The organism is Ruegeria sp. K11, assembly GCF_056531905.1.
Genome location: NZ_JBQFMP010000004.1, coordinates 272,105 through 298,994, shown reverse-complemented (window position 1 = coordinate 298,994; position 26,890 = coordinate 272,105). Strand labels below are relative to the sequence as shown.

Annotated in this window: 24 protein-coding genes; 11 read left to right on the top strand and 13 right to left on the bottom strand. The window is 60.1% G+C overall.

Features of this window, described 5'->3' with window-relative positions; translation table 11 throughout:
• The 6 genes from ACR0K4_RS08580 to ACR0K4_RS08555 are packed head-to-tail and all read left to right on the top strand — an operon-like array spanning position 1 to position 4,562.
• Positions 1–1,092 (top strand): carbon-phosphorus lyase complex subunit, encoded by a 1,092-nt coding sequence (locus tag ACR0K4_RS08580; RefSeq protein ID WP_480853613.1) that lies wholly within the window; start codon positions 1–3, stop codon positions 1,090–1,092.
• Entirely contained in the window at positions 1,089–1,685 is a 597-nt protein-coding gene (locus ACR0K4_RS08575) for an HAD family hydrolase (RefSeq protein ID WP_480853612.1), read from the top strand. The genes ACR0K4_RS08580 and ACR0K4_RS08575 overlap by 4 nt, the downstream gene beginning before the upstream one ends.
• Positions 1,682–2,542 (top strand): alpha-D-ribose 1-methylphosphonate 5-phosphate C-P-lyase PhnJ, encoded by an 861-nt coding sequence (locus ACR0K4_RS08570; RefSeq protein WP_480853611.1) that lies wholly within the window; start codon positions 1,682–1,684, stop codon positions 2,540–2,542. The genes ACR0K4_RS08575 and ACR0K4_RS08570 overlap by 4 nt, the downstream gene beginning before the upstream one ends.
• Positions 2,539–3,309 carry a phosphonate C-P lyase system protein PhnK gene (gene phnK / locus ACR0K4_RS08565; RefSeq protein WP_480853610.1) on the top strand — a complete coding sequence of 257 codons (771 nt, stop codon included), beginning with the start codon at positions 2,539–2,541 and terminating at the stop codon, positions 3,307–3,309. Before ACR0K4_RS08570 ends, phnK begins: the two co-directional genes overlap by 4 nt.
• A 24-nt stretch (positions 3,310–3,333) precedes the next feature.
• Positions 3,334–4,017: a phosphonate C-P lyase system protein PhnL gene (gene phnL / locus ACR0K4_RS08560; RefSeq protein ID WP_480853609.1), complete on the top strand. Its 684-nt coding sequence runs from the start codon at positions 3,334–3,336 to the stop codon at positions 4,015–4,017.
• Positions 4,014–4,562 (top strand): phosphonate metabolism protein/1,5-bisphosphokinase (PRPP-forming) PhnN, encoded by a 549-nt coding sequence (locus ACR0K4_RS08555; protein ID WP_480853608.1) that lies wholly within the window; start codon positions 4,014–4,016, stop codon positions 4,560–4,562. Before phnL ends, ACR0K4_RS08555 begins: the two co-directional genes overlap by 4 nt.
• Here the strand turns inward: ACR0K4_RS08555 and ACR0K4_RS08550 are convergent.
• On the bottom strand, positions 4,544–5,227 hold the full coding sequence (locus ACR0K4_RS08550) for a DUF1045 domain-containing protein (protein ID WP_480853607.1): 684 nt from the start codon (positions 5,225–5,227) through the stop codon (positions 4,544–4,546). The genes ACR0K4_RS08555 and ACR0K4_RS08550 overlap by 19 nt on opposite strands.
• 52 nt (positions 5,228–5,279) lie before the next feature.
• On the opposite strand from ACR0K4_RS08550, the gene ACR0K4_RS08545 reads away from it, so the two are divergent.
• Positions 5,280–6,422: an alpha-D-ribose 1-methylphosphonate 5-triphosphate diphosphatase gene (locus ACR0K4_RS08545; RefSeq protein ID WP_480853606.1), complete on the top strand. Its 1,143-nt coding sequence runs from the start codon at positions 5,280–5,282 to the stop codon at positions 6,420–6,422.
• Here the strand turns inward: ACR0K4_RS08545 and ACR0K4_RS08540 are convergent, their stop codons facing one another.
• The 7 genes from ACR0K4_RS08540 to ACR0K4_RS08510 are packed head-to-tail and all read right to left on the bottom strand — an operon-like array spanning position 6,423 to position 12,923.
• The gene (locus ACR0K4_RS08540) at positions 6,423–6,899 is read right to left on the bottom strand and encodes a class I SAM-dependent methyltransferase (RefSeq protein ID WP_480517465.1); all 477 of its coding nucleotides are present in this window, start codon (positions 6,897–6,899) and stop codon (positions 6,423–6,425) included.
• Positions 6,896–7,672: a polysaccharide deacetylase family protein gene (locus ACR0K4_RS08535; RefSeq protein WP_480517467.1), complete on the bottom strand. Its 777-nt coding sequence runs from the start codon at positions 7,670–7,672 to the stop codon at positions 6,896–6,898. Before ACR0K4_RS08535 ends, ACR0K4_RS08540 begins: the two co-directional genes overlap by 4 nt.
• Positions 7,669–8,811 carry a glycosyltransferase family protein gene (locus ACR0K4_RS08530; RefSeq protein ID WP_480853605.1) on the bottom strand — a complete coding sequence of 381 codons (1,143 nt, stop codon included), beginning with the start codon at positions 8,809–8,811 and terminating at the stop codon, positions 7,669–7,671. The genes ACR0K4_RS08535 and ACR0K4_RS08530 overlap by 4 nt, the downstream gene beginning before the upstream one ends.
• Positions 8,808–9,392 (bottom strand): histidine phosphatase family protein, encoded by a 585-nt coding sequence (locus tag ACR0K4_RS08525; protein WP_480853604.1) that lies wholly within the window; start codon positions 9,390–9,392, stop codon positions 8,808–8,810. Before ACR0K4_RS08525 ends, ACR0K4_RS08530 begins: the two co-directional genes overlap by 4 nt.
• Positions 9,389–10,465, bottom strand: coding sequence for a glycosyltransferase family 4 protein (locus ACR0K4_RS08520; RefSeq protein WP_480853603.1), 1,077 nt, complete (start codon positions 10,463–10,465; stop codon positions 9,389–9,391). The genes ACR0K4_RS08525 and ACR0K4_RS08520 overlap by 4 nt, the downstream gene beginning before the upstream one ends.
• The gene (locus ACR0K4_RS08515) at positions 10,465–11,712 is read right to left on the bottom strand and encodes a glycosyltransferase (protein ID WP_480853602.1); all 1,248 of its coding nucleotides are present in this window, start codon (positions 11,710–11,712) and stop codon (positions 10,465–10,467) included. The genes ACR0K4_RS08520 and ACR0K4_RS08515 overlap by 1 nt, the downstream gene beginning before the upstream one ends.
• A complete protein-coding gene (locus ACR0K4_RS08510) occupies positions 11,709–12,923 on the bottom strand; it encodes a glycosyltransferase family protein (protein WP_480853601.1) in 1,215 nt (404 codons plus the stop codon). Before ACR0K4_RS08510 ends, ACR0K4_RS08515 begins: the two co-directional genes overlap by 4 nt.
• A gap of 382 nt (positions 12,924–13,305) precedes the next feature.
• Here ACR0K4_RS08510 and ACR0K4_RS08505 point away from each other — a divergent pair, with 382 nt between their 5' ends.
• On the top strand, positions 13,306–15,690 hold the full coding sequence (locus ACR0K4_RS08505; RefSeq protein ID WP_480853599.1) for a mechanosensitive ion channel domain-containing protein: 2,385 nt from the start codon (positions 13,306–13,308) through the stop codon (positions 15,688–15,690).
• Positions 15,691–15,778: 88 nt separating this feature from the next.
• On the opposite strand, the gene ACR0K4_RS08500 is transcribed toward ACR0K4_RS08505, so the two are convergent.
• From ACR0K4_RS08500 to ACR0K4_RS08480, 5 genes are read right to left on the bottom strand one after another with little or no spacing between them, the layout of a single operon-like run.
• Positions 15,779–17,134, bottom strand: a complete 1,356-nt coding sequence (locus tag ACR0K4_RS08500) for a CoA transferase (protein WP_480517481.1) — start codon at positions 17,132–17,134, stop codon at positions 15,779–15,781.
• Positions 17,131–18,285, bottom strand: coding sequence for an ABC transporter permease (locus tag ACR0K4_RS08495; protein WP_480853598.1), 1,155 nt, complete (start codon positions 18,283–18,285; stop codon positions 17,131–17,133). Before ACR0K4_RS08495 ends, ACR0K4_RS08500 begins: the two co-directional genes overlap by 4 nt.
• Positions 18,282–19,310, bottom strand: coding sequence for an ABC transporter permease (locus ACR0K4_RS08490; protein WP_480517485.1), 1,029 nt, complete (start codon positions 19,308–19,310; stop codon positions 18,282–18,284). Before ACR0K4_RS08490 ends, ACR0K4_RS08495 begins: the two co-directional genes overlap by 4 nt.
• A 13-nt stretch (positions 19,311–19,323) precedes the next feature.
• Positions 19,324–21,237: an ABC transporter substrate-binding protein gene (locus ACR0K4_RS08485; protein WP_480517487.1), complete on the bottom strand. Its 1,914-nt coding sequence runs from the start codon at positions 21,235–21,237 to the stop codon at positions 19,324–19,326.
• Positions 21,230–23,002 (bottom strand): ABC transporter ATP-binding protein, encoded by a 1,773-nt coding sequence (locus ACR0K4_RS08480; protein WP_480853596.1) that lies wholly within the window; start codon positions 23,000–23,002, stop codon positions 21,230–21,232. Before ACR0K4_RS08480 ends, ACR0K4_RS08485 begins: the two co-directional genes overlap by 8 nt.
• Positions 23,003–23,210: 208 nt before the next feature.
• Between ACR0K4_RS08480 and ACR0K4_RS08475 the strand changes: the two genes are divergently transcribed.
• The 3 genes from ACR0K4_RS08475 to ACR0K4_RS08465 all read left to right on the top strand — a co-directional run bounded on the left by ACR0K4_RS08475 (position 23,211) and on the right by ACR0K4_RS08465 (position 26,890).
• Positions 23,211–23,738, top strand: coding sequence for a class I SAM-dependent methyltransferase (locus ACR0K4_RS08475; RefSeq protein WP_480517490.1), 528 nt, complete (start codon positions 23,211–23,213; stop codon positions 23,736–23,738).
• 22 nt (positions 23,739–23,760) lie between these two features.
• Complete coding sequence (locus tag ACR0K4_RS08470) at positions 23,761–24,390, top strand: glutathione S-transferase family protein (RefSeq protein ID WP_480517492.1); 630 nt, start codon at positions 23,761–23,763, stop codon at positions 24,388–24,390.
• Between the two features lie 97 nt (positions 24,391–24,487).
• A complete protein-coding gene (locus tag ACR0K4_RS08465; protein WP_480517494.1) occupies positions 24,488–26,890 on the top strand; it encodes a GcvT family protein in 2,403 nt (800 codons plus the stop codon).

Below are 26,890 nucleotides of genomic sequence, written 5' to 3'. Positions count from 1 at the left end.
ATGTATGTTGCTGTCAAAGGCGGCGAGAAAGCCATCGAAAACGCCCATAGCTGGTTGGCCGAGGAACGGCGTGGCCCCACCGATGTGGCCGAACTGAACATCGCGCAGATTCGTGAACAGCTTAGCCTGGCGGTGAACCGGGTGATGGCCGAAGGGTCGCTTTATGATCCGGATTTGGCCGCACTTGCGATCAAACAGTCCCGGGGTGATCTGATCGAGGCGATTTTTCTGATCCGCGCCTATCGCACAACCCTGCCGCGCTTTGGCTATACCAACCCGGTCGATACAGGCACCATGGCATGCGACCGGCGGATCTCGGCCACGTTCAAGGACGCGCCCGGTGGTCAGGTGCTGGGGCCGACATTCGATTACACCCATCGGTTGCTGGATTTCAAACTGGCTGCCGAGACCGATATTGCACCCGCACCGGAAAGCGCTCCGAGCTCCGAACCGACCCCGCATATCTGCACATTCCTGTCACGCGAGGGGATTATTCAGGACGAGCCTGACAGCGATACCACGCCGGGTGATCTGACGCGCGAGCCGATGGAATACCCCTCCAACCGCCCGCTGCGTCTGCAATCCCTGACGCGGGGTGATGAAGGGTTTGTGCTTGGAATGGCCTATTCAACTCAGCGCGGATACGCCCGCAACCACGCCTTTGTCGGCGAGCTGCGGATCGGCAAGGTCGCTGTTGAAATGGACATTCCCGAACTGGGCTTTGCCATCGATATCGGCGAGGTGGAACTGACCGAATGCGAAACGGTCAACCAGTTCAAAGGCTCCAAGACCGAACCGCCACAGTTTACCCGCGGATATGGGCTGGTCTTTGGTCAGTCCGAACGCAAGTCCATAGCCGTGGCGCTGGTTGATCGCGCGCTGCGTTGGAAGGAATTGGGCGAGGACAATCTGGGGGCGCCTGCGCAGGACGAGGAATTCGTGCTCAGCCATGCGGATAACATTCAGGCGACCGGGTTCCTCGAACATATCAAGTTGCCGCATTACGTGGATTTTCAGTCTGAACTGGAACTGGTCCGCAAGCTGCGCCGCGAGGCGGAAAACAGGATTGCCACAGAGGAGGCTGCGGAATGAAAGCGGTTGTTTTCGACATTGGTGGTGTATTGGTCGATTGGCAGCCTCATCTGGCCTGGGCCGAAGATCTGGGCTCGGAAGACGCCGCACATGCATTCATTGCCAGAACAGGATTTCTGGCCCGGAACGCGCGAGGCGATAATGGTGAACGTTTTGCGGATATGGCCACCGAGTTGGATGACCCGCAGGATCAGCGCCTCTTTGCGTCTTACGTCGCGCGCTATTCCCGCACGGTACAGAACCCGATCCACGGCACGTGGGAGATTCTGGACCGCCTCAAGGACAACGGAACCGTGGTTCACGGGATTACCAACTGGTCGGCGGAAACCTGGCCTGAGGGCCTGAAGGTGCATCCGCGTCTTGGAGAGGTTTTCGAAACGCTGGTGGTCTCCGGACAGGAAGGCATCATGAAGCCTGACCCGCGCATTTTCAGGCTGTTGTGTGACAGGGCCGGGATTGCGGCTGCGGATTGCGTGTTCATCGATGATGGCTTGCACAATATCGAAGGTGCCCGCGCCGTCGGCATGGATGGCATCCACTTCAAAAACCCGGCTGAACTGGAAAGTGAGCTGGCCAACAGGGGCCTGCTATGAGCGCGTACAACTTTGCCTATCTGGACGAGCAGACCAAGCGGATGATCCGTCGGGCGATCCTCAAGGGTTTGGCGGTGCCGGGCTATCAGGTGCCCTTTGCCAGCCGCGAGATGCCGATGCCCTATGGATGGGGTACGGGTGGGGTACAGGTCTCGGCCGCGACCCTGACGCCCGAAGATACGTTCAAGGTGATCGACCAAGGGGCCGATGACACGACCAACGCGGTGTCGATCCGCAAGTTCTTTGAAAAAACAGCCGGGGTTGAAACCACCGAGGAGACCGAAAAGGCCACTGTCATCCAGACCCGCCATCGCATCCCCGAGGCCAAGCTGCGCGGGGATCAGGTACTGGTTTATCAGGTACCCATCCCCGAGCCCCTGCGCTTTCTGGAGCCCCGCGAAACCGAGACCCGCAAGATGCACAGTCTGGAAGAATATGGATTGATGCATGTGAAGCTTTACGAGGACATCAGCCAGCACGGGGCGATTTCGACCTCGTATTCCTATCCGGTCGAGGTGTCGGGGCGCTATGTGATGGACCCTTCGCCGATCCCGAAATTCGACAATCCCAAGCTGGAAATGGATGCGATTCAGCTGTTCGGTGCAGGCCGCGAGCAGCGCATCTATGCGGTGCCACCGCATACCAAGGTCGTCAGCCTCGATTTTGAAGACTACCCCTTCGAGGCTTCCAAGGCAGATCACTCCTGTGATCTGTGCTCAGCCGAAGACAGCTATCTGGATGAGGTGATCATGGATGACACAGGCAGCCGGATGTTTGTGTGCTCGGACACTGATTATTGCCGCTTGCGCCGTGAAGCGGGCCATGAGGGCCGTTTGGCCAAAGAGGATGCGGCATGACCCCGCTGCTGAGCGTTCAGAACATTCGAAAGACCTATGGGCCTCGCATAGGTTGCACGGGTGTGAGTTTCGACCTTTTTCCCGGTGAGGTGATGGGGATCGTCGGGGAAAGCGGCTCGGGCAAGTCGACGCTGCTGAACTGTCTGGCCGGTTATCTGGAGCCGGATCAAGGGCGTGTGGTATTCGACACCCGCGCGCAGGGACCGGTGGACACGGTCACGATGTCTGAACCCGAGCGCCGGATGCTGGGCCGCACTGACTGGGCCTTTGTACACCAGCATGCCCGGGACGGCTTGCGCATGTCGGTCAGCGCGGGGGGCAATATCGGCGAACGTCTGATGGCTGTCGGGGATCGTCACTATGGTCAGATCCGCGACCGGGCGATTGACTGGCTGGGACGGGTTGAGATTGACGACGGTCGCGTGGATGACCGTCCATCGGCTTTTTCCGGCGGGATGCAGCAACGCTTGCAGATTGCGCGCAACCTGGTGACGGGACCTCGGCTGGTGTTCATGGACGAACCGACCGGGGGGCTGGATGTCTCGGTTCAGGCGCGATTGCTGGATCTGTTGCGCGGTTTGGTGCGCGAGATGGGTTTGAGCGCCATTGTCGTGACGCACGATCTGGCTGTGGTGCGCCTGTTGGCCGATCGACTGATGGTGATGAAAGACGGCCACGTGGTCGAGGCCGGGTTGACCGATCAGGTTCTGGACGATCCGCAACATACCTATACGCAGCTGCTTGTTTCCAGCGTTCTGCAGGTTTGAGTATTTTTGAAAAGATGAAGGGCGATGATTGAACTCAAAGACGTCAGCAAAAGCTTTACCCTGCACAATCAGGGCGGTGCCGTTTTGCCTGTTCTAAAGGGGGCGTCGCTGCACGCGGCTCCGGGCGAATGTGTTGCGTTGACCGGTGCTTCGGGTGCCGGGAAGTCGACCTTGATGCGGGTGATCTATGGCAATTATCTTGCCGCGTCCGGGCAGGTTTTGGTTGGCGGGCTGGATGTGGCGCGCGCCGCCCCGCGCGAGGTTTTGGCGTTGCGGCGTGAGACGTTGGGTTATGTCAGCCAGTTTTTGCGGGTTGTCCCCCGCGTGCCGACGCTGGAGGTTGTGGCCGAGCCGCTATTGGCGCTGGGACATGATCGAAAACCGTCGCTGGATAAGGCGGCGGAGTTGTTGTCACGACTTAACATTCCCGAGCGTTTGTGGGGGTTGAGCCCGACGACATTTTCAGGTGGCGAGCAGCAGCGGGTGAACATCGCACGCGGGTTCGCCTATGAGTATCCGGCGATGTTGCTGGATGAGCCGACAGCGTCGCTGGATGTGCAGAACCGCGATACGGTGCTGAGCCTGATAGAAGAGTCCAAGGCGCGGGGTGCCGCGATTGTTGGCATATTCCATGATATTGCGGCGCGGAACCGTGTTTGCGACCGCGAGATCGACGTGTCGCGCTTTGCCCCCGGTCTTGCCGCATGATCCTTGCCCCGGTCATAGCGTTTGTTGGTCCCTCGGGTGTCGGGAAAGATAGCGTGATGGCTGCGGTCGAAGCGCGTGTGCCGGGTATGTCTCGGATGCGTCGGGTGATTACGCGCCCCGATGGGCAGGAGGGTGAAGATTTTGATCAGGTCTCGGTGGTGGTGTTTGAGGATATGGTGGCAAACGGCGCTTTTGTTCTGCACTGGCACGCCCACGGTTTGCATTATGGAATCCCTTCCGAGATCAACGCGTTGCGCAGGTCCAGCAAGGCGGTGTTGGTGAACCTGTCCCGAAGCATCCTGCTGCAGGCCCAGGGGATTTTTTGCGATCTTGTGGTGATCTCGTTGACGGCTGAGCCGGAGGTTCTGGCCGGACGGTTGTCATCACGGGGACGCGAGACCGAAGCAGAGCAGATGCAGCGCCTTGAACGAGCAGACACCCCGGTGCCACAAGGTTTGCGCCGGGTTATCGAGGTTGACAACTCCGGCCCTCTGGAGACCGCGGTGGACGCTGTTGTGTGCCAGCTTCAACCAGAGAGGGCGTAGCGATGTATCAGATGAAACTGACCATTCTCGACCTCGCCAACCAAGGCAATATCTGCCAGAAGGAAAGGGCTGGGAAGGATAGGGGCAAGACGGTGCTGCAAGGCCATCTCGACCCGGCTGAGGTCCTGTTTGTTCAGCCGCCCGCTCAGGGTGATGTGGAAGCGGAAGGCGTCCATCACATAAGGATAGCCCCAACGCGCAAGGTTTGCGTCCTGTTGCGACGACAACCCTTTGATGCGGCGCTTTTCCAGCTCGGGCTGGGTCGCGGGCGCGCGAAAACTGTCGAAGGCGCGCACGCAGGCTGCGGCCAGATCGTTCAGGGCCTGGGTATCGCCCAGGGGCCGCAAGGCCAGAAAGCGGCCCAGTCGCGCGATTTCCAGCCCGGTCAGAGACACAGGCGGTTGCGTACGGGCGAAAGTGGAGCACGCAGAGCGCAGTTCTGTCTCGGTGCATCCGGAGGTCAGGCGAAACGGCGGTTTCATCGTGGCGTGCAGCCCGTATTTCCGGGGGGCTGCAGTCACGGCCGACACGTCGACGCCATCGATGGCGGGATGCGGGATCGCTTGCCCCGCTGCCATGTCCCAGCCCAGCCAGCTTGTGGCGAAAGACCCCCAGCCCGTGCCTTCGGGCGGGACGTAGTAGATCGCATATCGCGTGAATGTCAATTTGACCTCCTGTGCGTGGCCTTCCCAACAGCTCAAACCGCGTGAGGTTCAGATGACAGAAGAAATGATCCTTGCCAATGCCACGCTCGTCCTGCCCGACGAGACCATCACCGGCAATGTCCGGATCGTAGGAGAGGTCATCGCCGACATGGGCACCGGTTCGGCAGTTCCGACGGGGGCGGTGGATTGTGGCGGCGATTACATCTGCCCCGGTCTGGTCGAGCTGCACACCGATAATCTGGAGCGGCATATTCAGCCTCGCCCCAAGGTGGATTGGCCTCATGCGGCGGCCATCATCGCCCATGACGCCGAGCTGGCCAGCACAGGTATCACAACCGTTTTCGACGCCATGCGCGTCGGGTCGATCCCGGACGGTGCCGGGCGCTATCACAGATACGCGCGGGGCTTGTCCCGCGAGCTGTGGCAATTGCGCGAACAGGATGCGCTGAAGATCAGTCATTTCCTGCATCTTCGGGCCGAAGTTTGCTCGGAAACGCTGGTTGAGGAACTGGATGAATTTGAACCGGAAGACCGGGTAGGATTGCTCTCGCTGATGGACCACACGCCGGGGCAGCGACAGTTTCGCGACATGGCCAAGCTCGAAGCTTTCATGAAGGGTAAGCATGCGATGGACGATGATACGTTCCTGCAACATGTCGCGCATCTCAGACAGTTGCGGGATCGCAACGGCGACAGGCACGAGGTCGAAGCCGTCAAGGCAGCGCGTCGGTTTGGTGCGGTTTTGGCCAGTCACGACGACACGACCGAAGAACAGGTGAGTGTGTCTGCCGGACATGGTATCCGGCTGGCGGAATTCCCGACCACGGTCGAGGCGGCGCGGGCCTGCCACAAGCATGACATCAAGGTCATCATGGGGGCGCCGAACCTGATCCGGGGCGGATCACATTCGGGGAATGTCGCTGCGCATGAACTTGCCGGGATGGGTAACCTCGACATCTTGTCCTCGGATTATGTGCCGGCAGCGCTGCTGCTGTCGGCGCTGAAGCTGGGTGAGATGTGGGGCAACTTGGCGCGTGGTATGAAAACGGTGACGTTGACCCCTGCGGTTGCTGCCGGGCTGAAGGATCGGGGCGAGATCAGGGCGGGCGCGCGCGCGGATCTGATCAGGTTTGGTATGGGGGCCGGAGTTCCGGCGCTCAGGGCGGTGTGGTCGCGCGGGCGACGTGTCGCCTGATCAGGCGCGATAGAACAGATAACGGTCGGGCGCGATGGTGTCCGGCCCTTCGATCTGATCGAAGCCTTCCAATGGCTGGCCCGAGATCAACAGACCGCCGGGGCGCATGACGCGGGCGATCAGCGGACTGAGACGGGCGGCCTCGGCCACATCTTCCTGTTTGATGCCGCGTCCGAAATCGTAATGCGCCAAGGCGATGGTTTGCCCGGCTTCCGCCAGACGCTGTAGCATCGGTTCCGCCTCGCCCTGCAGGAAATCCTCGGCGGGCGGAGTGCTGTCGGGGTGGCATTGTAATACGCGATCCATTACCCAAATGCGGCGGTTTGGCAGGATTTCCCGCAGATGATCGTAGGTGCGGCCGTTGCCCAATCCCATGTCCAGAACGTCACCGTCTTGCCCGTCGATCTGCAGCGCGGCCCAGTTCAGGCCATCGCGTTGCGCGGTCAGGCGGCGCAGCATGGAATCCAGTCGGCTCATTTCGGGCTCTCCTCGGGTTTTTTGGTTTGCGGCGCTGTCCAGATGACACCGGGCCCGTCCAGAAGCTTGTGCAGCAAGTTGTGGGTGAAGGTCCAGATCTCTTCGTCGTGGACCAGATGGTGGGTCAGAATGCCAAAGGCCTCGGCGTTGTCGGTGTGTCCTTCGCGCCGGTTTCGCAGCAATTCGGCGGTGCGGATGATCAGCGTATCCGGCGACACCAGGCCGCGTGTTCCGCGCCAGTCGATTGGGTCCAGATGGGTGTTGACCTGCGCCAGTCCCGGTGCCGCCATTGTGGCCTTCCGAGGGGTCGCGGTTGACAGGATGTCAAAGCCGATGCCGGACAAATGCACGATCACCTCGGGCGCGATCCGGTTCCAGGGTGGCACAAAAACGGTACGCAGATGGGACCCAAACATCTCTTGCAAGTGGCTAAGTCCGGATTGGGCATCATACAGTATCGTGTCGATGGGGCGGTGGAGGCCGAATTCGGACTTCTTTTCCCCTGCGGGCGCGTGGTTCTCATGCGCCCAACCATGAACGACCGGTATCAATGATGGGGTCGCCCGAACATAGCCAGCCAGCGGGGCCTGCGCATCGCGGGGTATGACTGCAAGATGGACCGGCAGTCCGACTTTTTCGGTAAGCATTGTCAATCGGTCCAGCTGCGGCGTAACCGCGACCGCATCGTCATCCCGCCACCACAGCGGCAGGCTTAACCCGTCGGCTTGCCAGCGGGCGAGCTCTGTGTCCAAGGGTTGCCAGTCCGCTTTCATTGCCGTCTGTCCCAGAGTGTTTCGGTGATCTCGACTGCCCGGTTTGCCCCGTCAAAACCTTCGGTCAGGGGCGCGCGCCGGTCACTTTCAAGAACTCGTGTTAGCGCTTTTACCAAGGTTGCGCCGCTCAGGTCAGTGCTGCGCAGTATCTCGATCCCGGGCATCTGCGACAGGCTTTGGCCGCGCAGACCCTGTTCGACTTCTTTTCCGTCATCGAAGGGGATCAGAACGGCCGGGGTGCCGCTTTGCAGCAGGTCCATGGCGGTGTTGTATCCGCACATACTGACTGAAGCCGCCGCCAGGGGCAGCATCTGGCGAAAGTCCGGGCGTACGGGCTCAATCGTGGCGCGCGTGCGTGTGTCCAGTTTTGACAGTTCCGAGATACGCGCTGCCGCGTCCTGACCGCCGACCAAAAGGCGCCAGCGCCTGTTGGTCATCTTTTGGGCGGCCTCGATGGCCGCGCGAAAGATCGGCTGCCCGACCGAACCGCCGCCCGCACTCACGATGATTTCATCCTGCCCAACCGCATCCGGATGAGGCTCGGCCGCCGGTGCGGCGACAAATCCGGTATAGTGAAGCCGCCCCGCCAGTTGCTCGGAAACCGGCCAACTGATCGTCAGCGGTGTGATGTCCGGGTCGGAATGCACCAGAACCCCGTCATAGAAGGCGGCGACAATCTCAGCGGCACGAGCGGCCTTGGCGGGCTTGGAAGGTGGAGCCAGAATATCCCGGATCGAACTGAGGATGACGGGTCGGCGGGGCAAGTCCCGCGCTGCTTCTAGCAGGGCAAGGAATTCGTCCGTCAACGCACGCCGACCAAACGGAAACAACTCGGTGATCAGCGCATGCGGCCGAAAGCTCTGGGCAGCCTGCACCAGCGCCACGCCGCGCGCGGCAAAGTATTCGGGGCCTGCGACGGTGTCATTCTGATCCAGCAACCGTGTGAAATCCGTTCCATCCGATCGAAGTGGCGGCAGACCCAACATTGTCAGGCCGCCCGCGTTCAGTTGCGGCGCAGGCATGCCGCCCGAGACCACAAGCACCTCGTGCCCCCGGTCACTGAATGCACGCCCGAGCGTCAGGGCCCGACTCAGATGGCCTGTGCCCAACAGATGCGTTACAACGATCATGACCTTCATGCGGAACCTTCCCGGGGCAGCAGGCGAATAGGATCAGTTTCAGCGCACATGGCAGTCAGGTCTATGATATACAACCGGTTTCGCTTGATTTTGAACGGCGCGTGCCCCGAGAAATTCCACCCGGTCGCTTTGGCCAGAATGACCCGCATAACCCCGATATGGCAGACGGCCAGATTGTTCCCATCCAGATCACACAGCCAGGGATGCAGACGCGTCCAGACCTCGGCCGGACTTTCTCCGTTGGGCGGGCGATAGTCCCAACCCCAATCCTCTATATGGCGAAACCCGCTGCCCGGCTGGTTCAGCAGGTCCGCGCCGCGCAGGCCTTCCCAATCGCCCCAGTTCATCTCGGTCAGGGCGGTATGTGCCCGCGGTGTTCGACCGGATACCAGTTGCGCGGTTTCAGCCGCTCGGCGCAGAGGGCTTGACCATAGTGCGGCCTGATCCCAGGGGGGTGGCAGCCGCAGCCCCGCAAGTTGTGCACGTGCTTCGTTATCCAGCGGAATATCGCTGCGACCCTGAATGCGGCCCGCGCGGTTCCAATGGGTATGGCCATGCCGAAGAAGCGCCAGTTTACTCATCGGCCTGCACTCACAATTCCGGACACCGCGCCCCAAAAACAATCGGTCGCGGTAGGACTCAGGTGCCGGTTCTTCACATATTCACGCGCGCGGGCACCTGTCCGCTGTCGTAATGTTTGGTCTGAAAGAAAATGATGCAGGTGCCGCGCCAAGCCTGTCGGGCCATCCTCGACCGATGGGTAGTCCGACGGCAGTAGGACGTCGCACACACCGGGGCGATCCTGTGCAACAACGGGCAACCCATGCGCCTGAGCTTCGAGGTAGACCATCCCATACGCTTCATTCACCCCGGGCCAGACAAACACTGACGCGTTTTGATAAACGCCCCGCAGCGCTTCGCGATCCAGTTGACCCAGAAAACGGACGCGCGTGCCGTGCGGGGTCATCAAGGCCTCTACCTCGGGCCGCGCGGGACCATCGCCTGCGATGTTCAGGCTCCAATCGCCCGGGAGGTGATGCAGCGCGTCGGACAGAATGCGGTACGAGGCCAGCTTGTCCCCGGGCCGCATCATGCCAACGGCAAGCATCGGACCGGCGCAATCGGAAGCGATGGGAAGGGCGGTCATCGGAAGAAAGGGCGGCAGTTCTATCAGGGATTGGTCGCGATACCGCTCGCGCTTCAGCGTGATCAGATCATTGGCAGTGTGGTAGAAGATGATCTTCGCGGCGTCGCAGGCCCGGTGCGCGTCCCGGGCAAATCCTGCCCATGGCCCCGAAAGGCGCGAGGTGGCCCGGGTACTTTCCAGTTGGACATAGGGTATGCCACGGGCCTGACAGACCCACGGCCCGATCAGGTCGGGCGCTTTGTAGTAGTTGTGATAGGTGACCCAAAGCGCAGTATCCTCCGGAAGCTCCGAAATCAGGCGATCCGTTTCAGCCCGGGCCATGCCGCGTAAAGCACTTTGCAGCGCGGGATCTCCCGATTTGTCGAAGATCCTCAGATGCGAGACAAGCTCGACCGTGTCGCCGCGCGCGCCGATGGCTGCCATCAGGTTGCGCGCCATCTCGCGGTCGCCCGAGGGTGTGGAACTGTCCGGCGACTTCATTGGCGCGTAAAAGGCCACCCGCACCATCAGGGTGTGTCCTTGCAAAGTGCATTCAGCTTTTTGGACAATCGACCGATACCGGGCTCCATCCGAAACTCTGCAATCAGTCGATCATAGGCGGCCGCGGCCATTTGGGCGGCGCTTTCCGGCGTGTCGGCAATTGAGGTGATAGCCGAGGCCAGCGCAGCCGGATCGTCGGCGGCCAGCACGCCATGCCTGCCGTTTTCGATGAATTCGGGTATCGCAGAGACCGGAGTGGACAGGATCGGCAGGTACTGCGACGCGGCCTCCATCAGCACATTGGGCAGCCCATCACGATCACCATCCGCCGCGATACGGCTGGGCAAGACGAACAGGTCGGCCCGGCGCATCTGATCAATCACCTCGGGCTGATCGCAGGCGCCTTTCCACGTGATGCGGTCGTCAAGGCCCAACTCGGCCGCATGCGCTTTCAACCGGGCCTCCAGGGTGCCACCGCCAATATGGGACCAGTGCCAGTCCAGCCGCGGCGGCAACTGCGCAAACGCCAGCAGCAGCCGGTCAAAGCCCTTCTTTTCGACCAGACGCCCGACTGAAACCATGTGGAACGGATCATGTGCCGTGCGGGTTTCACGCTGAGGAGGCGCGGGAAACCGCGAAAGGTCCAGCCCGTGATAGATCAGCTCGACGCGATCCGGCGTGTCTGCCAATCCCTGCAAATGTGCGGCTCCGACGGCCGTGCAGGTCGCGCCGAACGCTGCGCCATGGGTGTCGAGCTGCAGCTTTTCGCGGATTTCCCAATCCGGAGATGTCCAGATGTCCTTGGCATGGGCCGAAAAACTCCACGGAAGGCCGCGCATGATTGCAGCATAGCGCGCGACCGATGAGGGGGTGTGCAGGAAATGAGCGTAAAGCGCGCGCGTGTCTTCGGGCAGTTCAGCCGCCAGAACACAGGCCTGACCAAACCGCCGGATGCGATTACGGGTGGTATCTCGACGCAGATCAGCGCGCCAGATGTCATAAGCCCGCGCATAGCCCGGCAAGGTGCGGGCGACCGCGCGCGCTGCCCAAACGCGTTCGGGGTCTTCGTAGAGGTATTCGGGAAGGTAATGCACCAGCCCTTGAAACCGGTCATGCAGAGGGTGCCGTTTGACATCGGTGGGGTGGCGCAGGGACCAGATGTCAAACCTGAGACCCGCATCCTGCAAGGCGACCAGTTCCTGCGCGATGAATGTCTCGGACAGGCGTGGCCAGCCCTTGACCAGAACCGCCAGCTTCGGGCCGTCCGCTGTCATCCAATGGCCCGTTTGGGCTGACCGCCTAGTAACGCGTCCACCCGCCGGGTGACATAGTCCAGCCCGTCCAGCAACCCGTCCTCGATCGCTTGCGAGGGCAGGCGTTGCTGCGGCAGGTCGCGGATCGCCCGGATCATCGCATCTGTGGTCCAGCCATCGCGATGTTCGTCCAGCATACGCACCAGCCCGAGGTCTTCCGCGCGTGAGGCGCGAATCCACTGTTCCAGACGGGGCGTGGTTCGCGGGACGATCACGGCGCGTTTGTCAAAGGACAACACCTCGCAAAACGTGTTGTAACCCCCCATGCAGACCACGCCCGAGGCCCCCGCAAACAGGGTTTCGATCTGGGATTCAAAACCTACCGCCGTGACCCGGCCATTCAACGCCGCCACTCGCGCTTCGAATTCGTCGCGCAATTCGCCAGCAAGAAATGGCCCATAGACCAGAACCGCCCGTGGCTTCAGATCAGGGTCTTTTTCATAAGCCGAGAGCACAAGGTTAACCATCGCCTTGCCATCCCCGCCGCCACCGGGCGTGATCAGAATGTAGGGCTGCTCTGGCGGTTCACCGAGTGGTCCCAGATCGCGGCGCAGATAACCCGTCCAGTGGATACGCTTTTGCGTCGCAGCGCTCAGCGGCAACCCCTTGGTCGGATCATAGACCGAATGCAGGCCGTAGACCCAAATTTCGTCATAGAATCGCTCGGTCGCCGCGGTGGCTTCTTTACGTTCCCACTCGGCGGCCAGAACCTCGGGTTCGTCCAGCACATCGCGCAGGCCCAGGACCAGCTTGGTGCTGCACGAGTTTTCCAGATATTCCAGCGTCGGCAGCAGCTCGCCCCGAAAGCCCGTTGGTTCCTTGTCGACGATCAGGACATCGGGATCGAATTGTTCGACCGAGGTCTGGATCAAACTTGCGCGCAGCTCGGTGACTTCGTCAATTTCCATCCCGAAGGTGCGGGCGGCGTAGGTTCCGTCTGCCCGCTTGGTCACACCCGGCAGGCGCACATGGTCGACGCGGCGGGGAAAAGTAAAACGTCCCGCCACCGGCGATCCGGTCAGGATCAGTGCCGAGGCACTTTGGTCCGCTTCCGTGATTGCCGCCGCAAGGGCACGGGACCGGCGCAGGTGACCCAGGCCGAATGTATCGTGGCTGTAGAACAGAATGCGCGGCGCGCGGCCGTGTTTTTCTTTGTTTATTCCTAGGCTCATGCCTTCGCCCGTTTCAGGTTTCGGTGCAAATCCGCGCTTTTGCACCGGTTATCGATTTTTTGTTGCCCCTGCTTGCCAAAGGCGCAGCCTGAGCGTGCAAATGCGCCAATCATTGCGATTTGGCAACATTCTTTTCCCGCAAGGCAAACCGGCGGCCAAACCTGACGCCGTCGTTCAATCATTAACTGAAGGTGCCCCCGAGACCAGTTGTGTCCCTGCACGAGTCATATTCAATTTCTGTAGGATTGAAAACAGTTTGTACGCACCATTGCAACCGCACCACAAGACGACGGGCTTGTTGCGCACGTGCGCGGCCAGGATTTGAACAGCCCCCCGAGGTTCTATAGGCTGAGCGGCATCTGCGAACTGGATGCTGTGCCCTATGAATACGAAACTTTTTGCTGGCCTGTTCTTCGGGTTTTGGCTCGCCATGCTGACCCTGACGATTGGGGCCGCGGCGCAAACCTCGCTTATCCCCGGATATACCACCGGAACCAGTACCGAAGATGACACATCCCAAACCGACGGAGACCTTGCCGATGCCATCCGATCGGCGACCGAGGCCGGTGCCAGCGTCATCGTAATTGACAGCACCGGGCAGATCGTTTCGTCCGGGGCAAATGCGGGTGGTGCAAACGCGGCGGGCGAAGCGGTCGATCCCATGGCCCAGGGCTCGCAACTGATGAAGGCGCAGGAGCGGTTCTCGAAATTTCGCGAGTCGCTGGAATCGCGGCTAGAGGCTTTGCCCTATTCCATATTCGAGGTGCAGTATGTCCTGCGCCAGACCAGCCCGGATGGTCGCATTCAGACCTATGTCGAGGTCCTGTTCTGGAACGTTCTGTTTCTGCTGCTGGGGCGTTGGCTGTCCATTGAAATCTATGGCAAGCGTATCGCCCGAAGGGTTGTGGTGGCACGCACCAAGGAAAATCCGCAAGGGTATCGTGAAAAGATGCCCTTCCTTGTGTTCAGGTTCCTGATGGGGATCGGCGCAACGATATTTGCCATGCTGATGGCGCTGATCGTGGGATACATCTTTTTCGGAGAGGCCGAAGAGATCTCGATCCAATTCACGGTCACAGCGATTTTCACCGCGTTTTTTCTGTCGCGAACGGTTTCGGATTTGTGGCGTATGGTGTTGTCGCCCTACCTCAGCCAATACCGCCTGCCGCCTTTTTCGGACCGCAACGCAAAACGGTTATATGTTTGGGCGTCTGCGCTGGCGACTTACGATATTTCGGTCGTGCTTTTTGCCACATGGGTTGCTGATTTCGGCCTGAACTACAACGTTTACGCGCTGGTTTATGGCGGGCTGACCATGTTCGGAGCGATCGGAAATGTGCTGATGATCCTGTTCAACGCCCGCGCCATATCAAACGCGGTTCGTGGTGGACGGAGCCCGGACCAGGTGTCATGGATCCTCAAGTTCATCTCGTTCGCCTGGGCACCGGTCCTGGTGATTTATATGGTGTTCAGCTGGTTCAAGCTGGCGGTTGATCTGGTGCTGGAAAACCAGAACTCGGTGCCGATTGTGGCCAGCAGTTATGCAATCTTCATGTCGGTGGTCGTCGCTTATGGCGCGATGAATTATCTGCTGGAGCGCTATTTTGACCGGAACCGTCAGATCGAAGAAATGAATGCCGAGGCTGACGAAGATATCGAAAGCACAGAAGAGCCGGTTGAAACACCTGAGGCCGAGAAACGCAAATACACCATTCTGACCTATGAAGATCTGGCGCGCCGGGTGGCAGGTATTCTGGCGTTTGTCGTGGGGCTTTACGCTTTGGCGGTGATCTGGAACCCCGAGGCAAGCTGGAGCGAAGATCTGCCGATTGAGCGCGCGCTGGATGTGATGGTGATCCTGTTCATCGGCTATATCCTGTTTCATTTCTTCCGAATCTGGATCGACACCAAGATCGCGGAAGAAACCGAGGACGCCGCAGGCGATGCAGAGTTGGGCGATGAGGGCGGAGAAGGCGGGCAGAGCCGTCTTGCAACCTTGTTGCCCTTGTTCCGCGGGGCGATCCTGGCTGTGGTTGTCGTGACCATCGTACTGATCGTGCTGATGGAGCTGGGCATCAATGTCAGCCCGCTGTTTGCGGGCGCGGGTGTCGTGGGCCTGGCGGTTGGTTTCGGGTCGCAAACGCTGGTGCGCGACATCTTTTCCGGTGCGTTCTTCCTGATGGATGACGCTTTCCGGAAGGGCGAATATATCGACATCGGGGATGTGAAGGGAACGGTCGAAAAGATCTCGGTCCGCTCGTTCCAATTGCGTCACCATCTTGGGGCGCTGAATACGATCCCGTTTGGCGAGATCAAAGTGCTGACCAACTATTCCCGTGACTGGGTGATCATGAAGTTGCCCTTGCGTGTGACCTATGACACCGATGTCGAGAAGGTGCGCAAGCTGATCAAGAAGCTGGGGCAGGAGCTGCTGAGCGATCCGGTGATCGGGGACAATTTCATCCAGCCATTGAAATCTCAGGGTGTGATCGAGATGCAGGATTCCGCCATGATCATCCGGGTGAAGTTCATGACCAAACCGGGGGATCAGTGGCTGGTGCGCAAGAAGGTGTATCAGGACATCCGGGAATTGTTTGCGCGCGAAGGCATCCGCTTTGCGCACCGCGAGGTGACAGTGCGGCTGGCGGATGACAAGGACAGTGAAGACCTGACACCCAAGCAGCGCGAAGCGGTAACAGGCGCTGTTCAGGCTGCCATTGACGAGGATTATCTGGACGATATCGGACCCGGAGGGGATGACCGCTAGGGCGTTCTCCCGCCGCTTTGGCCTGCGTCGCTGACGCGACACCATCCAAAGCGTTGGGCCGGGCCGCGCGTTCCGCGCGGCGGAGGTGCTAGGCGGCTGTACCGCTCCAGCAGGGTCGGGATGTGCCCAGTTTAGACGCAGGCGAAGGCCACGACATCGCGGTTGAACCGACCTTTAGCGCAGGTTTCAACCGGTGGCCGGCGCCCCAATCGGATTGTTCGCACGCCTCGGAATAGTCTTCGGGCCCGGCTTCGATGGTTTGCGCGTCGTCATCTGTCTTGCCCAAGGCGGCTAGCAACTCGGCAGTGCGGGACAGAGACAGGCGGGCCAGCATAATGGGCGATCCGGCGGCGGCCGTTGCCAGCGCAGACAGCACACTTGCCGCCATCAGGTAACCGGTGGCATGATCCAGCGCCTGCACGGGCAGGGGCGCCGGTTTGTCTGTCCTGGCCCATGCGCGGCCAGCATCGGCTATTCCGGTACTCATTTGCACAAGGCTGTCAAAACCGCGCCGCGTCGCCCATGGGCCTTGCCAGCCATAGGCATCCAGCGTCACCTCGACCCGGTTGGGTGCAAGCGCATCGCGGGTGTTCAGGTCCAGACCCAACGCGTCCAATGCGCCGGGGCGATACCCATGTACAAACACATCCGCCTGCGACAGAAGCTGTTTCAGCAGATCAAGCCCGTTGGAGGCTTTCAGGTCCAGATAGGCGCAGTGTTTGCCAAGCGAGATTTCAGGGATCACGCCGGGCTCGTCCCAGCCGGGCGGGTCGATGCGCAGGACCTCGGCCCCGAACCCGGCCAAGGTACGTGTTGAGACCGGGCCCGCCAGAACGCGGGTCAGGTCAAGCACGCGTAAACCGGCCAGAGGGCGCGCCGCGGTAGCCTGAGGCCGGTCACGCAAGGTGATCTGGCGCGGATGGGTCCAACCAATCAGCGGGTCACGCGAAACAGCGCGCCCCTGTGGATGGTCCAGCCAGTCTGCGCGGCTGCGCATCGCGGCGGCAACGCCACCTTCGCCGACAATGGCCGCTTCAAGTGCTGCGATAGTGTGGCTCTGTACGGCTGCGGCAACTGCATCTCTGCTTGTTGCGACGCCCAGCACTTTCAAGGCTGCCGCTCTGTGGTGTGGCAGGTTGGTGTGTAGGCGAATCCAACCGTCTGACGCCCTGTAATCGCCCGCGACCGCATCCCACAGATTGGGCATTTCCCACCCATCGGGCTTGAAGGAATGCCCATACCACAGCGACGCCAGACGGTGATCGACCGAAACTTCGGGGGATAAAGGCGCAAGCCCCGTGGCCCCCATAAAGCGCGCCAGCTCTTGCCCGACAGCGGCGAAACTTGCTGTGGCAAGCTTGGACACCGCAAATGCGCTGGGCAAAGCGCCCGAGCCATGTGTCTGGTAACTGTCTGTCGCCGGAAGGGCCGAGAGCAGGCTCATTGCTGATAAGGGTCCAGGCTGTCGCGTAGCCCGTCACCCAGGAAGTTGAACGCCAGAACCACCACGATGATCGGCAGCATCGGGATCGCGGTCCACGGGTAAATCTCGATCGAGGCGAGGTTCTGCGCGTCGTTCAGCATCACCCCCCAGCTGACCGCCGGGGCGCGCAGGCCAAGCCCAAGGAAGCTGAGCGCGGTTTCTCCGAGGATCATGGCCGGGATTGACAGGGTGGCCGAGGCGATCAGGTGCGACATGAAATTCGGCAACAGGTGCTTACGGATCACCCGGCCCGAGCTTGCGCCCATCATTTCGGCTGCACGCACATATTCTTCCTCGCGCAGGGACAGGAATTTGGCGCGCACGGATCGGGCGAGGCCGGGCCAGTCGAGAATGCCCAGAATGATCGAAATAATGAAGAAAACTGCAACCGGACTCCAGTTTGAGGGCACGGCGGCTGAGAGAGCGAGCCACAGAGGCAGTTCCGGCAGAGAGCGCAGGATTTCAATCACGCGGTTGATAACCCAGTCGATCTTGCCGCCGAAATATCCGGCCATTGATCCAAAGAGAATGCCCAGAAAGAAAGACACGGAAATGCCGATCAGGCCCACGGTCAGCGACAGTTGTGCCCCGTAGAGGATGCGGCTGAACACATCGCGGCCCAGACGGTCGGACCCCCACAGAAACAGCGTGGCCCCATCAGGGGCGCAGAACATGTGAGTGTCGGATTTGATCAACCCTGCGAGTTTGTACTCGGATCCTTCGCAAAAGAATTTGATCGGGCGCGGGTCTTCGGTGTTGGGGACGAATTTCCACTGAAACGTTTCCAGATCGGCCTCGGCTACGATGGGATAAACATAGGGGCCGATGAATTCGCCTTGGTGGAACCAGTTGATGGATTGCGGCGGTGCATACAGGTGCTCTCCGTTCCGGTCATTTGGGCCGTAGGGCGCAATGAATCCGGCAAAAGGCAGCATCAGGTAGCACAGCAACAGAAAGACGCCCGAGATCAGGCCCAGCTTGTGGGTCCGGAACTTGCGCCAGACGAGCACCCAGTTGGGGGCATCCAGATCGGCGCGCTCGAGCTGTTGGATCGAGGCTTGCGGATCGAACGGCGCGTCGTCGACATAGCGATCATCGGGATGTTTGGTCATGCTTCGCGCCCTTCGTATCGAATACGCGGGTCCAGCATGACCAGCAGGATGTCAGAGATCATGGTACCGATCAGAGTCAGCAGCGCCACAAACATCAGGATGAAGGCCGACAGGAACTGATCCTGCGTCTTCAGCGCCGTCAGCAAGGTCGGTCCGATGGTTTGCAAGCCCAGCACCACCGACACAAGAACCGAGCCGGACACCATCGAGGGTAGCAGGTTGCCGATATCGGCTACGAACGGGTTGAATGCCACGCGCAGCGGGTATTTTGTCAGCATCCGCGACGGGGCCATGCCTTTGGCGATAGCAGTCTCCACATACGGTTTGCCCAGTTCGTCCAACATGTTGGCGCGCAGTCGCTGCATCATCGCGGAAGCGCCCGAGGTGCCTATGACAAAGGTTGGTACTATCAGGTGCACCAGGATGGATTTCAGCTTGTCCCAACTCATCGGCTGACCCTCGAAAGATGGGTCCATCAGGCCGCCAATGGGCAGGTTGAAATAGCGGTGGCCGTAATAGAACAGGATCAGCGCCAGCAGAAAGTTCGGTGTTGCCAGACCCAGATAACCCACAAAGGCCGAGGTATAGTCGATCCATGTGCGCGACCGCGCGGCGGCGATGACGCCGAGGGGCAGGGCGACGGCATAGACAAACAGGATGGCGGCCAGATTCACGACCACGGTCAGCCACAAGGTGTCGCCAACGATCTCGGCCACCGGGCGGTCAAATTCAAAGGACCAGCCGTAATTGCCCTGAATAAGCCCCTCGAACCCATGCGGGCCGGCCCAGAACCCCATCCAGATCAGATATTGTTCCCACATGGGGCGGTCCAGCGCATACTCCTGCCGCAGGAATTCGGCCTTGGCCACGCCTGCAGACTGGCCCGATGCCTGCAATTCGGCGATCTGGTTGCTGAGGTAATCGCCTGGTGGCAGGTTGATAATCACGAAGATCAGCATCGACACGACAAGCAGCGTCAGCAGCATCGTGAAAAAGCGATACACCACATAGCGCAGCATTATCATTTAGCTGCTCCTGTCAGTCGGCGAAAAAGAATTCATCCGGTCGGTGAATGCCGAAATGCGCACCGGGCTCCCAGGCCCACATGGCCTGTTCCGGCACGTTGCGCAGCCGGTTCGACACGACAATGGGCTGAGGCGCGCCGTTCAGAATACCGATGGCATAAAGCTGATCGGCATGGATGCTCAGCATCTCGTTCCACGCGGCGGCGCGATCTTCATCGGTCGAGGCGATTTCCCAATCATGCGCCAGAGCCATCAGGCGCTCGGCCTCGGGCATGTCTGGCGGCTCGCCGGCATCGCCCCCGGTTTGGTAATACTGCCCCCATTTGGGCCAGGCGAGAAAGACCTGATCTGTGGGGGCAAGATATGCGGGTGAGGTGTGGTTCTGCGGAATACCGTCATCCCAACCGAACCAGACTGACGCCATCGAATTGCCCGAAAACACGCGGTTGCGCAGAATGTCCCGATCGAGCGGGCGCATCACCAGATCAACCCCGATTTCGCGCCAGGTGTCGGTGACGATTTGCAGCGCGTTTTCGACCTCCTGCCGTTCTCCGGCGGTTTCGATGATCAGCTCCATGGGTCGTCCGTCCGGCAACAGGCGGATACCATCCTTGTCACGTTCGTTCAGACCCGCTTCGTCCAGCAGGGCGTTGGCGGCATCGACATCATATTGAGCCCAGGCTTGCGCGTTTTCTTCGTTGTAGAACGGCGAGGCAGGCAAGACCGACATAGCACCGGGTTGGGCCAGTTTGAAATAAAGCGCCTGATTGATGGTTTTGCGGTCAATCGCCATCGACAAGGCGCGACGCACGCGAACGTCTCGCAGAACCTCGCGCCAGACGTCGTCTTCGAAATTCAGGTTCGGGTAAATGGCGATCTGCGAAGCGACGCCGGTTTTCCAAAGCAGCGTCTTATAATTTCCCTCGGCCTCGCCCTTTTTCAGGATCGAGGCATCGCGAAACGCCAATCCGCGCCCTTGCAGGTCGGTTTCACCCGCATTGGTCTTGGCAGCGACCAGCCCCGGAGCCACGATCTCCATCTCGACCACGTCGATATAGGGCAGCTGCACCCCATTGGAGTCAATGCGGTGGTAGTACGGATTGCGGACGAAATTGTGCCGGATTTTCTTGCCCGAGCTTGCATTCAGCCAGGGTTGCAGCGTCGGCAATTCGTGGTTGTCGAACTTGTACAGGTTGTCCAGTTTGTTGTGCAGCGCGGCCCAACTGGTGACCCGCGCATCTTCCACCTGAAAGGCCAGATCTTCTGTATTGGCGTAGCTTTCGTGAAACTGTTTCAGAAACTCGGATGGCCGGTAGATAAAAGGCGGCCTGGCCTGAGCGAGGCTTTGCAGGAAGTTCGGGTTCGGCTCGTCCCATTCGAACACCACTGTTGTGGCATCGGGGAAAGACACTTTGGGCGGTTTGCCTTCCACAATCAGGAAATCGGGCGGCCCGGAGGGGCTGAGCATTTCGTGATTGGCCACGTCTTCCCACCAGTACCGGAAATCTTCGGAGGTGAAAGGCGACCCGTCAGACCATTTATGCCCCTGACGCAGACGCAGCGTGTATTTGCGGCTGCCTTCGTTTTCAAAAGATTCGAGCAAATCAGGGACTATGTTGTATTCGGAATCAAAGCCGACCAGTCGGGCATAGCCATAGACCACCATTTGCCGAATGTCTTTCGACCGGGTGACCATCGTGCGCAATGTTCCGCCGGGGGTTCCCGGTGCGCGTCCCTTGGCGACCATATCGACGATCAACGGGTCCTGAGGCACCCGTTCGGCCACAGGTGGCAGGCTTCCGTTTTCGACTTCGGATTTCCAGAATTCGTTTTCCTGCAGGTTAGACGGGATTTCTGCCGTAGCGGGCAGCATCCCAAAAGCGGCCATCGACGTGGCAAGCAACAGATTACGAGTGGTCTTAAACATGGCAACGTACCTTATGGCCGGGCTCCATCTCTATGAGTGAGGGTATCACGGAGTCGGAAAATCTAAAGGCGTCATCCCAACTTTCAGGCGAACCGGCGCCTAATGCAACCAGTTTCAGGTTGATCGGGCGATTGATATCCGGTTCGGGCTGCGCCGCGATCAACGCTTTGGTGTAGGGGTGACGGGGGTTGTAGAACAAGGTTTCGGGCGGGGCTTGCTCGACAACCAGACCCCGTCGCATTACGGCCACCTCGTCTGCGATCCGGGCCACAACGGCCAGATCGTGCGAGATGAACAGATAAGACAGGTTCAGGCTGTCCTGCAGCTTTTCCAGCAAGGTCAGGATCTGTTCCTGCACCGAGACATCCAGCGCCGAGGTCGGCTCGTCGCAGACAATCATCTCGGGGTCCAGCATCATGGCGCGGGCAATCGACAGACGCTGCCGCTGACCGCCGGAAAAGGCATGCGGGTAGCGTTTGAGCATGTCATCATTCAGCCCAACGCGAAGCAGCATTTCGGCGGCCTTGTCGCGCTGTTCGGCCGTGGTGCCCAGACCATGGATTTCCAGCGGTTCGGTCATCGCATCCTGAATCCGCATGCGCGGGCTGAGAGAACTGTAGGGGTCCTGAAACACCATCTGCGCCTTGCGCTGAAACGCTGTCCGCTCGGCCCGTGTCATTTGGTTGACGGTTATTGGCTGGCTTTCAGTGGCGGCGGTGAACAGAACTTCGCCGCCGGGATCGGGCAGTTCGGCACCCAGTGCGATTCGGGCGGCGGTGGTCTTTCCCGACCCGCTTTCGCCTACGATCGCCAATGTCTTGCCGCGTGCCAGCTTCATATCCACGCCACGGCAGGCATGGATCTTGGTATCCGCTTTCCAGCCCTTGCTGGCCCGCATCGAGTACGTCTTGGACACGTTCTTCAGCTGCAGGATCAGGTCGTCGTCGGGCATCGGGATGCCCACGGCATCCTGATCGGGAATGGCGGGGGCCGCGTTGAACAGTTGCTGGGTGTAGGGGTGCGCAGGTTCTGTCAGAATCGGCGCGGCGGGGCCTGCCTCCATCACACGGCCCTTATGCATGACGACGACTTTTTCAGCCATATTGGCCACCACGCCCAGATCATGAGTCACCAGAATCAGCGCCATCCCGGTTTCGCGCTGCAGCTCTTTGATCAGTCCCAGAACCTGCGCCTGCGTGGTCACATCCAGCGCCGTTGTCGGCTCATCCGCGATCAGCAGTTCCGGTTTGGCCACCATTGCCATTGCGATCATTGCCCGCTGCCGCATGCCGCCTGACAGCTCGAACGGGTAGCTGTCGTAGGCGCGGTCAGGATCCGGGAATCCCACTCGCTCGAATTGACGGATGACTTCCTTGCGCGCCTGACTTTCGGACGCGCCACGATGCAGCCAAAGTACTTCGCTGACCTGGTTGCCGATCTTGTGGAGCGGCGACAACGAGCGCATCGGCTCCTGAAAGATCATCGACACTCGGTTGCCCCGAATGCTGCGCATCTGGCGTTCGCTGATTTCAGTCAGATCGGCGGTGCCGTGCGCATCATTCAGCGTAACGCTGCCACTGCGAATCTGGGCGGTCCTGGGCAGAATGCGAAGCGCCGCACGGCACGAGATTGTCTTGCCTGACCCGGACTCTCCGACAAGTGCCAGTGTCTGCCCCGGATCGACATCGAAACTGACGTTCTGAACGACGTCAGGCCCTGCACCAAAACCGATGCTGAGGTCCCGGACAGACAACAACGCACTCATGCGGGTATTCCACCCGGCAGGCCGCAAATGGACATCGGCTTAGAGAACTCCCTGATCTATTTTTTTAGTCGTAGTTTCGCGCGGTTGGGGCGTGCTAGTCAAATACCTTCTTCATGCTAATTGTCGCGGAATGACGAAACTGGCCCGTGACCGGGTACACAAAGGCTTGAGTTTTTGTAATCAAAGGGCGGAATCGACCTTTATTCACATGACAAGCCCAACCCAAGGAGAACGCCCGGTGCCCGACACGCAAAGCCGCCTGGACCTGTTTATCGACCGTATGGTGTCGCAACGCGCCTGCCTGGATTATGCCATTGCGCAGACCTCGGGTCAGCCGGGCCCGGTGTTCGAACTGGGGTTGGGGAACGGGCGCACCTATCACCACATGGCGCAGTATATTTCGGACCGTCCGATCTATGTCTTCGAGCGCGCGGTGGCGTCGCATCCCGATTCCACACCGCCCGAGGACCGTGTGATCTTGGGGGACGTGCGCGAAACCTTGCCGGCCTCGGTCGAACGGTTCGGTGCGACGGCCAGTCTGATCCACGCAGATCTGGGAGGTCATAACCGCGAAAAGAACGATGCATTCGCGCGGTTTGTCTCTCCGCTGATTGAACCTTTGCTCGCTCCCGGTGGGTTGATGGTGTCCAGCGACCGCATGTATTTTGACACGCTGACCGAGCTTGCACTGCCCGAGGGCGCCGTCGAGGGGCGCTGTTTCATCTACCGCCGCTAATCAGGCGCAAAGGGAGATCGAGATGCTGTTTTATGATTGCGCAACCGCACCAAACCCGCGACGTGCTCGTATGTTCATTGCCGAAAAGAGGCTGGACATCGAAACGCAGGACGTCTCGATCGCCAAAGGAGAACAGCTCAGCGATGCCTTTCGCGCAGTGAACCCGCGATTGACCCTTCCGGTGCTGGTGACGGATGACGGCACGGTACTGAACGAGAATCTTGGCATCGCGGCCTATCTTGAAGCGCGGTTCCCCGAGCCTCCGCTTATGGGACGAACGGCGGATGAAAAAGGGTTGGTGCTGACCTGGAACGCCATTGTCGAGCATCAGGGCGGTATTCCAATCGCGGATATGCTGCGCAATTCTCACCCGGTTTTCGAAAACCGCGCCATCCCCGGCCCACAGAATTACGCTCAGATCCCTGAGTTGGTCGAACGCGGTACGCGCCGTTTGGCTGCATTTTTTGACCTGTTGGAAGACCGTCTCAGTGAAACCCCCTATCTGGCGGGCGACGTCTTTTCGCTGGCGGATATCACCGGTTTTGTTTTCGTCGATTTCGCCCGTGTGGTGAAAACACGCATCCCCGAAGGCAACAGGGCAACGCAAGCCTGGTTCGACGGGATCAAAGCCCGTCCCAGCGCACAGGTTTAGATGCGGTTTTGCCCGGCATTAGGACTGGACAGAAATGTCTAGACAGAAGTGAACAGTGCTACTAGCGTCCTGAGCGAGTCATGCATGGGAGCGCAGGATGAAATCTCAGTATCGCGTTGTGGTCATCGGGGGCGGCGTCGTGGGCGCCTCGGTTCTGTATCATCTTGCCAAGTTCGGCTGGTCAGATGTGGTTATGCTGGAACGTCGCCGTCTGGCCTCGGGGTCGTCATGGCACGCGGCAGGCGGTATTCATGCGCTGAACGCGGACCCGAACATGGCGGCGTTGCAGGCCTATACCATCGATTTGCTGAGCGAGATCGAGAAGGAATCGGGCCAGAATATCGGTCTGCACATGACGGGCGGTCTGACGCTGGCGGGCACACCCGAGCGGTGGGAATGGTTGCAGGCGAACTATCGCATTTTCCAGTCCATCGGCATTGATGATTGCGAGTTGCTGTCGCCCGAAGAAGCACAGAAACGCTGCCCGATCATGTCCACTGATGGCGTTCTGGGCGCGATGTGGGCGGATCGTGAGGGCTATATCGACACGACCGGGACGGTGCAGGCCTATGCGACAGCCGCTAAGAAACGCGGCGCGGAATACTATGAGGAAACCAAGGTCGAAAGTCTGAAGCAGACGGCTGACGGATGGGAGATCGTGACCGACAAGGGCACCATTACATGTGAGCATGTGGTCAACGCCGCAGGCCTTTGGGCCAAACAAGTGGGGCGCATGGCGGGGGTCGAACTGCCGGTTTCTCCGCTGAAGCACCACTATCTGATTACCGATACGGTGCCCGAGGTAGCGCAGGCAGATTTTGAGATGCCAATGACCGTGGACCTCGAAGGGTTCACTTATATGCGGCAGGACCAGAAGGGCGTTCTGGTCGGCATTTACGAGGTCGAGCACGAACATTGGGCCATGGATGGCGCGCCATGGAACTATGGCGAGGAGCTGTTTCAGGAACAGCTTGATCGGATCGAAAATGAACTGATGCTGGGCTTTGAGCGGTATCCGTCGATCCAGAATGTCGGCATCAAGACTTGGGTGAACGGCGCGTTTACCTTTGCGCCGGACGGGAACCCTCTGGTCGGGCCGGTGCCGGGCAAGCGGGGCTATTGGTCTGCCTGTGCGGTGATGGCCGGGTTCCTGCAGGGCGGCGGCGTCGGCAAGACGCTGGCCGAGTGGATGATCCATGGTGAGCCCGAGGCCGATGCATGGCCGATGGACGTGGCCCGTTTTGGCGATTTCGCACAGAACAAGCGCTATATCCGTGAAACCACGGGGCAGTTCTATTCGCGCCGCTTTGTGATGACCTATCCGAACGAGCAATTGCCCGCAGGTCGCCCACTGAAAATGGCCCCGGCGCATGACGCGATGACGGATGCGGGGTGCAAATGGGGCGTCAGCTGGGATCTCGAAGTGCCGCTGTATTTTGCGCCGAACGGGTTTGAGGAAACACCGACGCTGAAGCGGTCGAACGCGCATGATATCGTGGCCGAGGAATGCAAGGTGATCCGCGAAGGCGTGGGCCTGATGGATATCTCGGGCTTTTCGCGGTTTGAGGTCTCGGGTCCGAACGCTGAGGCATGGTTGGACAAGGTCATGGCCTCAAAACTGCCCGCGCCGGGTCGGGCGAAACTCGCCCCGATGCTGGGCGAGAACGGGCGACTCAAGGGCGATCTGACCGTGCTGAACTGGGGCGACGGCACCTGGTGGATCATGGGCAGCTATTACCTGCGCGCCTGGCATATGCGCTGGTTCGATGATCGCATGATGGACGGCGTCAATGTCCGCGATCTGGGCGAGGAATATTGCGGCTTTGCCGTTGTTGGCCCGAAATCGCAGGCGGTGGTTGAGAAGCTGGCGGAGCAGGATTTCGGTGGCCTGAAATTCATGGGGTGTGCAGATTTCGATATCGGTCTGGTCCGCGCCCGCGTCGCGCGGATGTCGGTGACCGGTGAAAAGGGCTACGAGATCAACTGCCGCTATGGCGACCACATCAAGCTGCGCCGGATGCTGCTTGAGGCCGGGGCGGATGAGGGTATCCGCGAGTGTGGCTTCAACGCGATGCTATCGACGCGGCTGGAAAAAAGCTTTGGCATCTGGTCGGCGGAGTTCACGCAGCTTTACACGCCCGGCATGACGGGCATGGACCGCTGGATCGACTGGGACAAGGATTTTGTCGGCAAAGAGGCGGCTTTGGCCGAACGCGACGGAAATGGCCCCGCGCAGGTGCAGGTGACGCTTGAGGTCGATGCGCTGGACGCGGATGCCAGCGGGTATGAACCGATCTGGGCAGGCGGTGAACGGGTCGGTTTTGTGACCTCGGGCGGGTATGGGCACTACACCGGCAAATCTCTGGCGATGGCGCTGGTGGATCGGGACAGGGCCGAGCCGGGAACCGAGCTGTCGGTGCATGTGGTGGGGGTCGAGCGGCCTGCGCGGATCATTGCCGCGTCGCCCTATGACCCGCAGGGCAAAGCGATGCGGGGCTGA